Source organism: Limnomicrobium aquaticum (genome assembly GCF_040545545.1).
In the GTDB taxonomy this organism is placed as follows: Bacteria; Pseudomonadota; Alphaproteobacteria; order Rhizobiales; family Rhizobiaceae; genus Ensifer_A; species Ensifer_A aquaticum.
Genome location: NZ_JBEPMB010000004.1, coordinates 112,575 through 127,462, shown reverse-complemented (window position 1 = coordinate 127,462; position 14,888 = coordinate 112,575). Strand labels below are relative to the sequence as shown.

The window sequence follows — 14,888 nt, the reverse complement described above, 5'->3', positions numbered from 1 at the left end:
TCTGGCTGCCGCCATCTCCCCCACAAGGGGGGAGACGGACAGAGGCGCGGCGGTCACTCCCCCTCCCCCGTGTGGGGAGGGTTGGGGAGGGGTCTTTATTGCCGCACCCTGAAACCTCACCCCATCGCCGCCTTCACCGCCGGATACAGCGCGCGGTAGCGTCGGTAGGCCTCGTCGTAAGCCGCCGATAGCGCCGTTACCGGCTCCACCGTCTCCGCCGTCTTCGGTGCCGTGCAGACGGAAAGCGGGTCGGCCCCGGTCGCCGCCAACAGCCCCAACCGGGCCGCTCCGAAGGCCGCGCCGAAATCGCCGTCCGCAGGGATATCGACCGGAATGTTGAGCGCGGTGGCGATCGATTTCAGCCAGTAGCGCGAGCGCGAGCCGCCGCCGATGGCGGTGACGCGCGAAATCGTCGTGCCGGCGGCATTCAGCGCCGCGAGATTGTCGCGGATCGCGAAGGTCACGCCTTCCATCACAGCCTGGGTCAGCACGACGCGCGAGGACTCATGCTCCAGCCCGGCAAAGACGCCGCGTATCTTGGCATCGTTATGCGGCGTGCGCTCGCCGGAGAGGTAGGGCAGGAAGGTGACACCAGAGGGCGCCTTCAGCGTATCGCCGAGTTCAGCGGAAAGCTCGGCAGCGCTCTTGCCCGTGACATGCGAATGCCAGTTCAATGCATCCGTCGCCGAGAGAATGACGCCCATCTGGTGCCATGTGTTCGGGATCGCATGGCAGAAGGCATGGACCGCGCTTGCCGGGTTCGGCAGATAGCGATCGTTCGCCGCAAAAAGCACACCCGACGTGCCGAGCGAAACGAAGGCGGAGCCCGAATGCACCGTGCCCATGCCGACCGCCGAGGCCGCGTTGTCCCCTGCACCGCCGGCCACGACGACGCGGCCCACCATGCCCCATTCGGCCAGCAGTTCGGCGCGCAAGACACCCGCTTCCGCAGTCCCTTCGACAAGACCCGGCATCTGGCTTTCTTCGAGATCGGTTGCCGCCAGCAGCTCGGTCGACCATGCCCGCTTGCCCGTATCGAGCCAGCTCGTCCCAGCCGAATCCGACATTTCGGAAAGATATTCGCCCGTCAGCCAGAGCCGCAGATAATCCTTCGGCAGCAGGATCTTGGCGACCTTCGCGAAGATGTCCGGCTCGTTGTTCTTCACCCACACCAGCTTCGGCGCGGTGAAGCCGGGGAAAACAATGTTGCCGGTGATGTCGCGGAAGCACGGATCGGCATCGAGCTTGGCAGCCTCTGCAAAGGAGCGCGTGTCGTTCCAGAGGATGCAGGGGCGTAGAACATTGCCCGCAGCATCGACCAGCGTCGCGCCATGCATATGTCCGGAAAGGCCGATACCCTTGACCGAGGCGAGCGCTTCGGGATGGCTCGCCTTGATGGCGGCGACGGCCTCGCGGGTTGCCCGCAACCAATGCGCCGGGTCCTGCTCCGACCAGCCGGAATGCGGCCGCGAGACATCCAGCGACCCATTGCCGGAGGCAAGGATCGTCTGGTTGTCGTTGATGAGAAGCGCCTTGACGCCGGACGTGCCGAGATCGAGACCGAGATACATTCTGTTTCCTCCCGCCCGCCTTTACTGGGGCATGTTATCTTTCAAGAAAATGTCGATGCGGATGCGCTCCTGCGCGTCCACGGTATGGAGCCCATCGGCATGCGCCTTCATGACCCGCACGGCGCTGCGCACCTCATGGCCCGCATCCTGATTGAGCACCGCGTCGAAAAGCCCTTCCGACAGCGCCGCCCGTGTCGTCGCCGTCAACTCATGGGCGATCACGGGCAGATGCCGCGCGGCGGCATTTGCCCGCAGCGCCTTGACGAGACCGCGATTACCGGCCCCGAGGCTGTAGAGGCCGGAAAGGTCCGGACGTGCGTTCAGAAGTACCACCGCTTCACGCTCGACCCGCTTCGGATCATCGCGCCCCTCGATGACCGGGAGGACCGCTACGCCGGGAAAATCGCGCCGCAGCGCCTCTTCAAACCCGGCCAGACGTTCGCCGTGGTCGCGGGCATTGAGCGAACCGGCAATCACGCCGACGGTGCCCCTGCCGCCGATGAATCGTCCCATCAGGCTCGCCGCCGTGCGGCCGGCCGCCAGATTGTCGATGCCGGCGTAATGCACTCGCTCTGAGCCCGGCAGATCGGAAACGACGGTCACGACGGCAATCCCGGCGGCATTTGCCTCGGCCACGACGGCGCGCACCGCGTCGTCATCGATGGCGACCATGGCAATTCCGTCAGGTTCTCCCGCCATCGCCTCACGCATCGCGGCAACAAGGGAAGCGGGATCGAAGGCCGCGACTTCGCGCATGCCGATCTCGATCCGTTCGATCCGCGAGAGCGCAGCAACATCGCTGACCGCAACCCGCAACTGGTCGAGAAACGAGTTGTCGCTATTCGGGATCAGAAACTCGAAACGATAGAGCCGCTTGCGCGCCAGATTGGCGGCTGCGACATCACGGACATAACCGATCCGGACGATGGTCTCCTCGACCAGCGCCCGCGTCTTGGCCCTCACGCCGGGACGATTGTTGAGAACACGATCCACCGTGGCGAGACTCACCCCCGCTTTTTCGGCAATATCGTGAACAGTCGGCCGCATGGTCTCTCCCCGAAACGCAAAATCGCATGAGCGCAATTCACGCGAAATGCTTTTAGCAGAATTTTGAGGTACGTAAATCAGAATTTTTGGGAGAAGATCAGAAGCGGCACAGCGTTGTCGAGCGCACGTGGGGGGATCTCGCGCTCGAAGCGGGAGCCGATGCGCTCGGCCAGTGCCATGGAGGGCGAATTTTCCGGATGGATGATGTGGATCGCATGGTCCCAGCCGAGCGCCTCGCGCGACCAGGCAATCGTCGCCCGCGTGGCCTCGGCGGCATAACCCTGCCCCCAATGATCCTTCAGGAAGGCCCAGCCGATCTCCGGCCCCGGCCAGCCCGGCGGCATCCAGGGGCCGGCGCGGCCGATCCATTCACCGGTGGATTTTAGCAGAACGGAGAAGTTGCCGAAGCCGTGCAGGCCCCACGCCCCTGCCATGATCGAGAGGCTCGCCCAGGCCGCACGCGCGCCGAGTGGGCCGCCGATGAAACGGGAATTGTCGGGATCGGCCATCATCAAGGCCCAACCGGGCAGATCATCCGCACGCGGCGGACGCAGGATCAGGCGTTCGGTCTCAAGGACGGGCTCTTCTGACAGATCACATCTCCCGGCATCCGCGACTCAAAGGGTTGCGGAGACCGTAGCGCGACCATTCTCAGCGTCAATGACCGCCGCCGGAGGCACCTGCCGGACCTTCCGGCTTCTGGATGAGGAAGGAAGACACGACGAGCAGGGCGAAAAGCGAGGTCAGCAGAAGAAAAACATCGATGAAGGACAGGATATAGGCCTGCTGCTTCACCATGCCGGCCAGCTGCTTGATCGCCACCGTGCCGCCATCGAGACCCAGTGCGTTGAACTTGTTGGTCATGGAGGTGACCATGTCGCGTGCTTCCGGCCGGCCCCACTGGACATGCTCGGCAAGCTGCTCGTAGTGCGACCGGGTCTGGCGCGTCAGCATCGTGTTGATCACCGCAAGTCCTACGGCACCGCCAAGGTTACGGCTGAGATTATAGAGGCCGGACGCGTTGCGGATACGGTCCGGCGGCAGCGTGCCGAGCGCCACGTTGTTGATCGGCACCATGGCGATCATCATCGAGCAGCCGCGCAGGATCTGCGGAACGAAGAGTTCCCAGAAATCCCAGTCGGCCGTCATACGGGTCATCATCAGCGTGCCGCAGCCGAAACCGAAGAAACCGATCATCATCATGACCCGCGGATCGAGCTTGCGCGACATGATGCCGGCAACGGGCGCCGTGAAGAACATGGCGAGACCGGAGACGAACATCGTCTCGCCGATCATCAGCGAATCATAGCCGCGGATGGCCGAGAGATAGACGGGATAGAGATAGGTCAACCCGTAAAGGCCGACGCCCATGATGAAGGAAAAGGCGGTGCCGAAAGCGAAGTTTCGGTTGGTGAACGCCTTGAGATCAACGATCGGAAACTTCGCCGTGAAAGCACGGTAGAAGAAGACGAGGCCGGCAATGACGATCGCAACCGCGCCGATGGCAATCTTCTCGTCCTGCAGCCAGCCCTTGTTGTTGCCTTCTTCGAGAACATATTCCAGTGCGCCCAGGAAGACGCCCATGCTGATCAGGCCGGTCCAGTCGAAATTGCGGGCAAGACCCGGCTCCGGCTTGTCGAAATCGATGAGCGTCCAGGCGGCAATCGTCACGATGATGCCGGGCGGCACGTTGACCAGGAACAGCCAGTGCCAGGAGAAGCTGTGGCTGAGATAACCGCCGACGGTTGGGCCGATCGTGGGTGCGAGCGTCGCGATGAGACCGATGATCGGCGACACGATCGGGCGCTTGGATGGCGGGAAGATGATGAAGGCTGCCGCAAACACAGAGGGGATCATGCCGCCGCCGATGAAGCCCTGGAAGGCGCGGTAGATGATCATCTGGTCGATATTGGTTGCCGTCGCTGCCAGTGCACTGGCGGCGGTAAAGCCGGCCGCAGAGATCGTGAACATGACGCGCGTCGAAAGAATGCGCGCGGCCATGCCCGACAGCGGGATCATGATGACTTCCGCCACCAGATAGGCCGTCTGCACCCAGGCGGCTTCATCCGAGCTCGCCCCAAGACCCGCCTGGATTTCAGACAGCGAGGCCGAAACGATCTGGATGTCCAGGATGGCCATGAACATGCCGAGAACCATCGCGAAGAACGCAAAGACGCTGCGTCGCGAGACTGGAGGTTCTGGCGGTATGCCTGCCTTCACGTCCTTCGCGATATCGTTGGCCATGGCCATTCCCTCAACCGGAGCAGTCCCGGCAAAAATGACTCGCGGTTCATCGACCACGATTGGGTAGAACAATGAGATGGAAGGTTTGCGCGTCTAGTCTCTTCCGCGCAAACCTTCCGGATGCCGTTACTGAGCGGACGCTGTCTTGGGGGAGACGGGCGTCGTGCGCGTATCGACATCGACAACAACCGACAGGCCGGCCATCAGACGATGCGTTGCAAGCGCATCCTTGGGGATTGCAATACGGACAGGCAGCCGCTGGGTGATCTTGGTGAAGTTGCCCGTGGCATTTTCGGCAGGCAGAAGCGAGAAGACTGCGCCGGAGGCCGGCGAAATCGACAGGACCTTACCCTCGATATGCTTATCGCCGAGCGCATCGACATGAATGCCGACCGTCTGGCCGGGCTGGATCGAAGCGATCTGCGTTTCCTTGAAATTGGCGTCGATGTAGAGCGCATCGGACGGAACGACGGCAGCGAGCCGCATGCCGGGCGTCACGAGATCACCATCCTGCACCGACAGATTGCCGACAATCCCGTCGAACGGCGCGCGCAGAACCGTGAAACTCTCGTCGCGCTCCGCCTTCTGGATGGCAAGCTCGAGCGACTTGATCATGCTTTCGGCCTGCGCATGCTGTGCATCGATCGCCTTGATGTTCGCATTGGCGGACTCGATGGCCGCATTCGAGGCACCGACATCGGCCTGGGCCTGTTCGAGCGCCACATTGGCCTTGTCGAGCGACGAGGCGCTGGCAACCTCCTGCGACTGCAGCTTGCTGGCACGATCCTGCGTCAGCTGGGCGCCGTGAAGGGCAGCTTCCGAAGCCTTCAACTTGGCCTGAGCCTGCTGAACGGACGCGACAGCAACGAGACGCTGCGCATCGATGGACTTCAGCGAGAGCTGCTGCGTGGCGAGCTGCGCACGGGCCTGCTCGAGCGCAATGCGATAGTCGCCGTCATCAAGCGTGACGAGCGGATCGCCAGCCTTGACGTAATCATTGGCCTTGACGTTGACCGTCTTCACATACCCGCCGACCTTCGGCGCGACATAGTTGATATCGCCACCGATATAAGCGTCGTCGGTGGAAACCATGAAGCGACCGTTGGTCCACCATTCGTGTCCGTAATAGGCGCCGCCTGCAAGAGCGGCGAGTACGATGACGCCCAGAACGAGACGACCGCGGCCGCGCTTGCGGGGCGCAGCCTTCTTTTCGACGACGGGTGCAGCGGGCTTTGCCTCGGCGCGCACTTCAGCATCGACAGCCCTGGAGGACGCTTCTTCGCGAGCGGTCCCGACAGTCTCTTCGCCATCGACAAGCTGAACGGCTGCATTGCCTGCATTCTTGGCCATTATATAATTTCCTGATAAGGAGGTTTCGAACCGAACGGTTCAGTCATTGACGTTGACATAATCCATATTTTACCCCATATCAAGGGAAATCGAACCGAACGGTTCAGTTAATTAAGAATCGGTTTAGGGAAGCATCCGGCATGACAGCCATTGGCGAAATGAGCGCCGTCAGCCGCAGCCGTCTCAGCCCTGAAGGTCAGGGTCGTCTCGGCGCAGGCGAGAACCCGGCGAAACGCGACCAGATCCTGGACGGAGCGAAGAAGGTCTTCGCCGCGAACGGCTTCGACGGCGCAAGCATGAACGATATCACGAAGGCGGCAGGCGTTTCGAAAGGAACGATCTATGTCTACTTCAACAATAAGGAAGAGCTCTTTGCGGGGCTGATCCAACGCGAGCGTGAACGCATCTTCGATGCCGTCAGCAGCATTCTGGTCGACGATAAGCCGCTGGAATTGGTTCTCTTCGATTTCGGCATGATGTTCGGCCGGCATATGACAAATCCGAACACGGTGCGCAGCCTGCGCATGGTCCTGGGCGTCATTGACGACATGCCGGAAGTCGCAAACATGTTCCTGAATTGCGGCCCGACGCGCGGCGCTTATCGCCTCAAGGACTATCTGGCCACACGCGCTGCAAAGGGCGAGCTGGTTCTGGACGATCCACTTCTGGCCGCGCGCCAGTTTGCCGATCTCTGCACGGCAGGGCTTTTCAAGCCTTGCCTGTTCAACGAATGCGGCCAGCCCGAAGATTCGGAAATAGAACGGACGGTACGTTCGGCGATCCGCGTGTTCATGAAAGCTTATGCCGCCTGAGCGGCATATCAGCGCAAGTTGAAATTCGGTTTTTGACTGGCGCCCCTCTTGGCGGCGGCGGCGTCAATACCTATGTGCGCCGTCAATGTAACCAAGACGGTGAACAATGGACAACCTTATCATCCTTGCCCAGGACCCCGCCGTTTGGGCGGCGCTCATCACGCTGATCGCCATGGAAGTCGTGCTCGGCATCGACAACCTCATCTTCATCTCGATCCTCACCAACAAGCTTCCGCCCGAACATCGCAGCAAGTCGCGCATGATCGGCATATCGCTGGCGCTGATCATGCGCCTCGTGCTCCTGAGCTTCGCCGCCTGGATCGTGAAACTGACCGCGCCCGTCTTCAATGCCTTCGGCCACGACTTCTCCTGGAAAGACATGATCCTCATCGCCGGCGGCCTCTTCCTCGTCTGGAAGGCCACCAAGGAAATCCACCACAGCACCGACCCGGTCGAACAGGAAGACCAGAAGCTGGACGCCAAGGTCACGATCGGCTTCGGCGCGGCGATCTTCCAGATCATCCTCCTCGATATCGTCTTCTCCGTCGACAGCATCATCACCGCCGTCGGCATGACCGAACACCTGCCCGTCATGGTGATCGCGGTTCTCGTCGCCGTCGCGACCATGATGCTGGCCGCCAATCCGCTTGCCAACTTCATCGAGCGCAACCCGACCATCGTCATGCTGGCGCTGGGCTTCCTGCTGATGATCGGCACGACGCTGATTGCCGACGGTTTCGGCTTCCATGTGCCCAAGGGCTACATCTATGCCGCCATGGCCTTCTCGGCGCTGGTCGAGATCCTGAACATGCTGGCGCGCAATGCCAAGCAACGCAAAGGCTAGCCCTTTCCTGCCGTCAAAGGCCTCAGGTGATCGCTTCACTTGACCTTTGATGGCGGATATGGCGTAAAGCAGACCGACTTCCCCTGCCGCGACCTGTCACGGCAGGGGCGCTATTTTTCGGAACCTGCATGATTGTGAGCCGGCCCTGACAAGGGGCTTCCTGCAATCTGCCTTGCCAAAGACCCATGACGATGACCGCATCCAACGTCCGCGTCCGCATCGCGCCCTCGCCCACCGGCGAACCGCATGTCGGCACTGCCTATATCGCGCTGTTCAACTATCTCTTCGCCAAGAAGAACAACGGCACCTTCATCCTGCGTATTGAAGACACCGACGCGACCCGCTCGACGCCGGAATTCGAGACCAAGGTGCTGGACGCGCTGAAATGGTGCGGGCTGGAATGGTCGGAAGGCCCGGATGTCGGCGGCCCCTATGGCCCCTATCGCCAGTCTGACCGCAAGCATATCTATGGCGACTATGTGGAGAAGATCGTCTCCGCCGGCCACGGCTTCCGCTGCTTCTGCACGCCCGAGCGTCTGGAAGAAATGCGCGCCGCCCAGCGCGCCGCCGGCCAGCAGCCCAAATATGACGGCCGCTGCCTGTCGCTGACAGCCGAGGAAGTCACGACCCGCATGGCAGCGGGCGAACCCTCCGTCGTGCGCATGAAAATCCCGACGGAAGGCAATTGCGAGTTCAACGACGGCGTCTATGGCGACGTGTCGATCCCGTGGGATAGCGTCGACATGCAGGTCCTGCTCAAGGCCGACGGCATGCCGACCTATCACATGGCCAATGTCGTCGACGACCATCTGATGAAGATCACCCATGTCGCGCGCGGCGAGGAATGGCTGGCCTCCGTGCCGAAGCACATTCTCCTCTACAAATATCTCGGCCTCGAACCGCCGAAATTCATGCATCTGTCGCTGATGCGCAACGCCGACAAGACGAAGCTCTCCAAGCGTCGCAACCCGACCTCGATCTCCTATTACTCCGCACTCGGCTACCTGCCGGAAGCGCTGATGAACTTCCTCGGCCTGTTCTTCATCCAGATCGCCGAAGGCGAAGAGATGCTGACGATGGACCAGCTGGCCGCAAAGTTCGACCCGGAAAACCTCAACAAGGCCGGTGCGATCTTCGACATCCAGAAGCTCGACTGGCTGAACGGCCGCTGGCTGCGCGAAGGCCTGACCGAAACGGATTTCGTCACCCGCGTGCTCGCCTGGGCGCAGGAAAACGATCGTTTCCGCGAAGGCATGAAGCTCTCGCAGAGCCGCATCACGCGCCTCTCCGACCTGCCGGACCTCGCAGGCTTCCTGCTGAAGGGCGATCTCGGCCTCACCGCCGCAGACTTCGCCAATATCAAGAAGGTGCCGCTCGCCGACGTACAGGCGATCCTCGAAACGGCGCAGGCCGATCTCGAGAAGATTGTCGAATGGAACGTCGAAAGCATCGAGGCGGAACTGCGCGCCATCTCCGAACGGATGGACAAGAAGCTGCGCGACGTTCTCGCGCCGCTCTTCATCGCCGTTTCCGGCTCGTCGCGCTCCCTGCCGCTCTTCGACAGCATGGCCATCTTGGGCCGCTCCGTCGTCCGCCAGCGCCTGAAATCCGCAGCCACCGCCGTCAAGCTCGGCGTCGAGGCTGAGAAGAAATAAGCGCGCAACGCGCGCCCTCTTCTCCCCTTGGGGAGAAGTGCCGAACAGAGTGAGGCGATGAGGGGTTCCCACGCCGCGAAAGGGAACCCCTCATCCGCCCTTCGGGCACCTTCTCCCCAAGGGGAGAAGACCCAGCAGGAACAAAACGGATAAGACCATGACCGACAAGACACCTGAAACCGCCCTCTCCTCCGACGTCACCGAAGTGCGCGCGCAGAAGCTCGCCAAGCTTCGCGAGACGATCGGCGATGTCTATCCGGCGCATTTCCACCGCACGATCACCAATGCGGAACTGGCCGAGAAGTACAAGGACATCGAGCCCGACACGCTGACGGGTGACATCGTCACCGTTGCCGGCCGCGTCTATTCCAACCGCAACTCCGGCATGTTCATCGACATCGTCGATGCGTCGGGCAAGGTTCAGGTCTTCAGCCACAAGGACGTGACGTCCGAAGAGGCGCGCAACCTCCTGCCGCTGATCGACCTCGGCGATATCATCGGCGTCACCGGCGAAGTCCGCCGCACCAAGCGCGGCGAGCTGACCGTCAACGTCCACACGATCACCATGCTGACCAAGGCGCTGCTGCCGATGCCGGAAAAGTGGCATGGTCTGTCGGACATCGAGTTGCGCTACCGCAAGCGCCATCTCGACATCATGACGAACGAGGAGTCCAAGCTCCGCTTCCAGCAGCGTTCGAAGATCATCTCCGGCGTCCGCCGCTTCATGGAGCAGGAAGGCTTCATGGAAGTCGAAACGCCGATGCTGCATTCGGTCTATGGCGGCGCGACCGCCGAGCCCTTCAAGACGCATCACAACACGCTGAAGCTCGACATGTACCTGCGCATCGCGCCGGAACTGTTCCTGAAGCGCACGCTGGTCTCGGGCCTCACCGACAAGGTCTTCGAGGTCAACCGCAACTTCCGCAACGAAGGCGTCTCCACCCGGCACAATCCCGAATTCACCATGATGGAGTGCTACTGGGCCTATGCCGACTACGAGGACATCATGGGCCTCGTCGAACGTCTGTTCGAGGCGCTCGCCTTGCAGATCCACGGCACGACGGACTTCCCCTTCGGCGACAAGCAGATCTCCTTCAAGGGCCCGTTCAAGCGCGTGCCCATGCCTGACGCAGTCAAGGACGCAACCGGCATCGACTTCCTGTCGATCAAGACCGACGAGGAAGCTCGCGCTGCTGCAAAGGCTGCCGGCTTCGAGGTCGAGAAGGACTGGACCTGGGGCGAATGCCTCGCCTTCATCTTTGAAGAAAAGGTAGAAGGCACGCTGGTCCAGCCGAGCCATGTCACCCACTTCCCGAAGGACATCTCGCCCTTTGCCAAGGAAGTGCCGGGCGAACCGCGCCTCGTTGAACGCTTCGAGACCTATTGCAACGCCTGGGAACTCGGCAACGCCTTCTCGGAACTCAACGATCCGGAAGAACAGCGCCGCCGCATGGTGGAACAGCTGGAACAGGCCCATGCCCGCGGCGAAAAGGACAAGCAGCTGGATGAGGAATTCCTCGACGCCATCGACCAGGGCATGCCCCCGGCCGGCGGCCTCGGCATCGGCATCGACCGCCTGATCATGCTGCTCACCAACGCCCCGTCGATCCGAGACATCATCCTCTTCCCCGCCCGCCGCCAGAAGGCAGATTGAGCGCAAAGCGCGATCACCGCAGACAATTCAGGACCTCCGGACGTTTCCGGAGGTCTTTTTCATTCCGGTTTGGCTTTCGGCTCCACACCATAGGTGTCGTAGGCCGCCTGCATCCGCTCCTCCAGCGAGCGTTCGGGAAACAGCCGATAACTCGGCGCCCAGATGCGCGACACCTTGTCGATGGCGACCACAATGACCGCGCGGATGGGGAAATCCGGCCCCGCCATTTGGAGAAGGTCGGCTGCGACTGTTTCGAAGGATGGATGCCCCTGCTCGACGAGACTGGCCTTGCCCTCGACCTTGAACCCGCGTTGGCGGAACACGTCGACGAAGCTGACGCAGACCCGCGGATTGATGCGAATATTGGCGACGCTCCTTGGCGAGGCGATATCGGCAATGACGAGACTGTCGTCACCCAGCGTCGTGAACATCTCTTTGGGAGACACATTCGGATGCCCCTCAGCATCCGCCGTTGCAAGCCAGCACAAGACGCTGGCCGACACATCCGCACGCAAGGCTTCAGACATCGCCGTTCTCGATTGATCTTCGCCCATCCTCTTCCCTCATGCTCCGGAACGTGTTCCTGTCTCTAGCACAGGTGCATGATGTCGGCGAGGCGCGGGCCCTGGACTTGAGTTCCGGCGAAATGAACCATGGGGCCTGGGAATTGTTACCCGCCATGCGCCGCCGGCGCATGATCATACGGCTTCGGCTCTTCGGCCGCATGTTCGCCCTCCGCCGAGACCGGAACATGATCCTTGGTCTTCATCGCATCGAGCTTCGGCGCATCCTGGGAAGATGTCTCTTGTGCTGGCGGCTTGTCGTGGCCCGCCGCGGCATCGACGTTTGCGTCCGCCCCAGGTGCAGCTTGGGAGGCATGGTCGCCGCTTTCCGCCTTGGCCTTGTCTTCGCCTCCAGCACTTGCCGGGCCTTCAGCGTTTGCGGGCGGATGATCGGCCGCAGCGCCGTGTCCTGCGGGTGCGGCATGATCTTCACCTGCGGACGACTTGGCAGGCTCCGTCGAATGTTCGCCCGGTGCCGGAGCAGCGCCGTGAGCAGGTGCGTTGTTTTCCCCTTGCGCTTCCGGCTTGGACGGCGCGCCATGGGCTGGCTCTTCCTTGATCACCTTCTTGCCGCTGACAATCGAGGGTCCGCCGGAATGCTCGATCGTGTCCTTGGGCTTGTCGCCACCGAGACCCACCATGCCGAGCATTTTCGACATGAAGCCCCCACTCTTTTCCTCGGGCGCGGCCGCAGCTTCCTCGGCGGGTTTTTCCTTCTTGGCGCCTTCGGATTTCACCTTTTCCGGCTTGCCACTTTCGGATTTCGCTTCCGGCTTGGCTTCGTGCTTCGTGGTCGGTTTAGTTTCGCCGTTCGGCTCCCCCTTCGCCTCATGTCCCGCCGAGGGCTTCACCGCCTCCGGGGCACGCTCGTCGCCACCAGCTTCTGCGGGCGCGGTGTGCTCGCCACTGCTCTCGTCGGCCGGCGCCGAATGATCACCGCCCTCCTGCGTAGCGCCATGTTCGCCGGGAGCTTCTTCCTTGCTGCCAAGTCCCACCATGCCGAGCATCTTGCCGAACATGCCGGGTTCCTTGACTTCCTCGTGCTTCTTCGCCTCTTCCTCTGCGGCGGCGGCAGCCTCGGCCTTCTGGAAGGCAGCTTTCTGCATCTTTCCGAAGACATCGTTGGGGAAGACGACTTCGGGCTTTTCTTCCTTCTTCGGCTCTTCCTTCTTGGCTTCTTCCTTCTTGCCGGCTTCGCCTTCCTTGGCGCCCGCCTCGTGGCCTTCGCCTTCCTTCTTCTTGTCTTTCTTTTCCGGCTTCGGTTTTTTCTCTTTCTTCTTCTCGCCCTTCTTGTCGCCAGCCTCTTCCTTGCCAGGCGGCGGCGCGCAGTCGTTCAGATCCTTCATCTTCTCCAGAAGCTCTTCGGCTTCCGCCGAGGTCATGGTAGCTTCCTCGCCATAGAACATGCCGGTGCCGCTCGCCGCACCCTGGTAATACTGGATCGTGTAGGGCTCGGTAATGCCGGGAACCTTCGCGGCGTCCCTCACGAGGATGACTTCAGCCCCGATCGCCCGCCCGCGCATCTCGGCGCGCTTGTCCGGCCCTGATTGATCGAGCACTGCAATCTCAATAAGATCGGCGGGGAGAGTTTCCTGCACCTTCTTGGCGACCCGGAGCGCCGTCTTGACGCGCGTGATGCCATCGGTGCCGGGCGGCACGCGCACGAATTTGCGCAGCCAAGGCGCGCGATCCTTGCGCATGTCGGCAACGCGGATCACGTCGGTGCATTCCACACCGCCGAGTTCCTTCGCCGAGGGGCCGAGAATGCGGTCTTTGCCAATGAAAAACGCAGTCGCGCCCGAGGCCCCGGTGAGGACGACCACACCGGACGCGATGATGACCATCTTCTTCGGAAGCTTGACCAATCAGACCTACATTTGCCGTTCAACGAGATACAAATCCGGCTTTTCAGCCGCATGAAGTATCGCAGGCCCGTATTTCGGAATGATTAACCAAATCAGCGGTATTCAAAGGGTCGGCGGAACCATTTCCGACTGGCAGTGAGCGGTAGAAAAGCCTTGGCTTCTCCTGACGGCTTTAGTATTGAAAGTTTCAATGGTCCCGTAGCTCAGCAGGATAGAGCGACAGATTCCTAATCTGTAGGCCACGCGTTCGAATCGCGTCGGGATCACCATCCCCCCGGATTTTCATGAGCCCGTATGTTTTTTGTCATTTCCAAGCTGATCGGTCTCGCCACCACGCCGTCGACGCTCTTCATGCTGATTGGCGTTCTCGGTGTCGTTCTCCTCACCTTGCGCAGACGCCGCAAAGGCATTGCGCTTTGCACGACATCGATCCTGCTGACGCTGGCCTTCGGGCTGACGCCGCTTGCCAATGTGCCGCAGGCAATTCTTGAGGACCGGTTCCCGCAGCCGGTGATTGCGGAGCCCCCGACCGGGATCATCATGCTGGGCGGCCCCGTGGATGTCGATCTTTCGCCGGCCCGCCATACGACGATCATCGACTCGGCAGCAGAACGGGTGACCGAAACGGCTGTGCTTGCAGTCCGATATCCGCAGGCGCGCGTCTTCCTCTCCGGCGGCACCGGCCATTTCGGCGATCCGGGCGCCAATACCGAATCGGCGCTGACCAAGGCCTTATTCGTCAATCTGGGAATACCTGCGGAGCGGATCGAAATGGAGGAGAAGTCGCGCACAACGGCTGAAAACGCCCGCTACAGCCTGGAAGCGCTGAAGCCCAGGCCGGGAGAACGCTGGCTTCTCGTGACCTCAGCCGCCCATATGCCGCGCTCCGTCGGCGCCTTCCGTGCGGTCGGCTTCGATGTGATCCCCTATCCTGTGGGCTATCGCACCTTCGGCCTGTCCAGACTTTTCGTCTTCCCGGACTCGGTTTCGAACGGATTGGGCCTGGTTGACGCCGCCACCCATGAATGGATCGGTCTTCTCGGCTACTGGCTGTCCGGCAAATCGAAAACGCTGTTTCCCGCTCCCTGATTTGCCGGAGGCGATGGTAAACAATCCTTAAAACTTTCCGAGAATTGTGGAAAACGAAGTATGTGGACGGAGGGGATACCGGACAAACTTCAGAAAACAACGTCTGTTGACATACATCAATTGGATGAGCGTTTCCCGATGCTAGCAAGGTTGATGAGGGGCGTGGACTGACCGCCAGCACCCCACAAAAACGT

General features: G+C 61.4%; 12 protein-coding genes and 1 tRNA gene. 6 read left to right on the top strand and 7 right to left on the bottom strand.

Annotation, left to right across the window (positions count from 1 at the left end):
• Positions 1 to 116: 116 nt before the first annotated feature.
• The 5 genes from xylB to ABID16_RS14125 form a co-directional block, all read right to left on the bottom strand.
• Complete coding sequence (gene xylB, locus ABID16_RS14145) at positions 117 to 1,571, bottom strand: xylulokinase (protein ID WP_354557000.1); 1,455 nt, start codon at positions 1,569 to 1,571, stop codon at positions 117 to 119.
• Positions 1,572 to 1,592: 21 nt separating this feature from the next.
• Positions 1,593 to 2,618 (bottom strand): LacI family DNA-binding transcriptional regulator, encoded by a 1,026-nt coding sequence (locus tag ABID16_RS14140; protein ID WP_354556999.1) that lies wholly within the window; start codon positions 2,616 to 2,618, stop codon positions 1,593 to 1,595.
• Between the two features lie 77 nt (positions 2,619 to 2,695).
• Positions 2,696 to 3,172, bottom strand: a complete 477-nt coding sequence (locus tag ABID16_RS14135) for a GNAT family N-acetyltransferase (RefSeq protein ID WP_354557243.1) — start codon at positions 3,170 to 3,172, stop codon at positions 2,696 to 2,698.
• A gap of 103 nt (positions 3,173 to 3,275) precedes the next feature.
• A complete protein-coding gene (locus tag ABID16_RS14130) occupies positions 3,276 to 4,862 on the bottom strand; it encodes a DHA2 family efflux MFS transporter permease subunit (RefSeq protein ID WP_354556998.1) in 1,587 nt (528 codons plus the stop codon).
• Between the two features lie 126 nt (positions 4,863 to 4,988).
• Positions 4,989 to 6,212: an HlyD family secretion protein gene (locus ABID16_RS14125; protein WP_354556997.1), complete on the bottom strand. Its 1,224-nt coding sequence runs from the start codon at positions 6,210 to 6,212 to the stop codon at positions 4,989 to 4,991.
• A gap of 140 nt (positions 6,213 to 6,352) precedes the next feature.
• On the opposite strand from ABID16_RS14125, the gene ABID16_RS14120 reads away from it, so the two are divergent.
• The 4 genes from ABID16_RS14120 (at position 6,353) to lysS (ending at position 11,177) form a co-directional block, all read left to right on the top strand.
• Positions 6,353 to 7,024: a TetR/AcrR family transcriptional regulator gene (locus ABID16_RS14120; protein ID WP_354556996.1), complete on the top strand. Its 672-nt coding sequence runs from the start codon at positions 6,353 to 6,355 to the stop codon at positions 7,022 to 7,024.
• 106 nt (positions 7,025 to 7,130) lie between these two features.
• Entirely contained in the window at positions 7,131 to 7,868 is a 738-nt protein-coding gene (locus ABID16_RS14115) for a TerC family protein (protein ID WP_354556995.1), read from the top strand.
• A gap of 191 nt (positions 7,869 to 8,059) precedes the next feature.
• Positions 8,060 to 9,523, top strand: a complete 1,464-nt coding sequence (gltX, locus tag ABID16_RS14110; protein WP_354557242.1) for a glutamate--tRNA ligase — start codon at positions 8,060 to 8,062, stop codon at positions 9,521 to 9,523.
• Positions 9,524 to 9,680: 157 nt separating this feature from the next.
• Positions 9,681 to 11,177 (top strand): lysine--tRNA ligase, encoded by a 1,497-nt coding sequence (lysS, locus tag ABID16_RS14105; RefSeq protein ID WP_354556994.1) that lies wholly within the window; start codon positions 9,681 to 9,683, stop codon positions 11,175 to 11,177.
• A 59-nt stretch (positions 11,178 to 11,236) separates the two neighbouring features.
• Here lysS and ABID16_RS14100 read toward each other — a convergent pair whose 3' ends face one another.
• Together ABID16_RS14100 and ABID16_RS14095 are read right to left on the bottom strand one after the other, a co-directional pair.
• A complete protein-coding gene (locus ABID16_RS14100; protein WP_354556993.1) occupies positions 11,237 to 11,704 on the bottom strand; it encodes a pyridoxamine 5'-phosphate oxidase family protein in 468 nt (155 codons plus the stop codon).
• Between the two features lie 143 nt (positions 11,705 to 11,847).
• Entirely contained in the window at positions 11,848 to 13,605 is a 1,758-nt protein-coding gene (locus ABID16_RS14095; protein WP_354556992.1) for a putative sodium/potassium/calcium exchanger, read from the bottom strand.
• Between the two features lie 192 nt (positions 13,606 to 13,797).
• Here ABID16_RS14095 and ABID16_RS14090 point away from each other — a divergent pair.
• Positions 13,798 to 13,874 (top strand) — tRNA-Arg (locus ABID16_RS14090).
• 25 nt (positions 13,875 to 13,899) lie between these two features.
• The gene (locus ABID16_RS14085; protein WP_354556991.1) at positions 13,900 to 14,694 is read left to right on the top strand and encodes a YdcF family protein; all 795 of its coding nucleotides are present in this window, start codon (positions 13,900 to 13,902) and stop codon (positions 14,692 to 14,694) included.
• Positions 14,695 to 14,888: the final 194 nt, after the last annotated feature.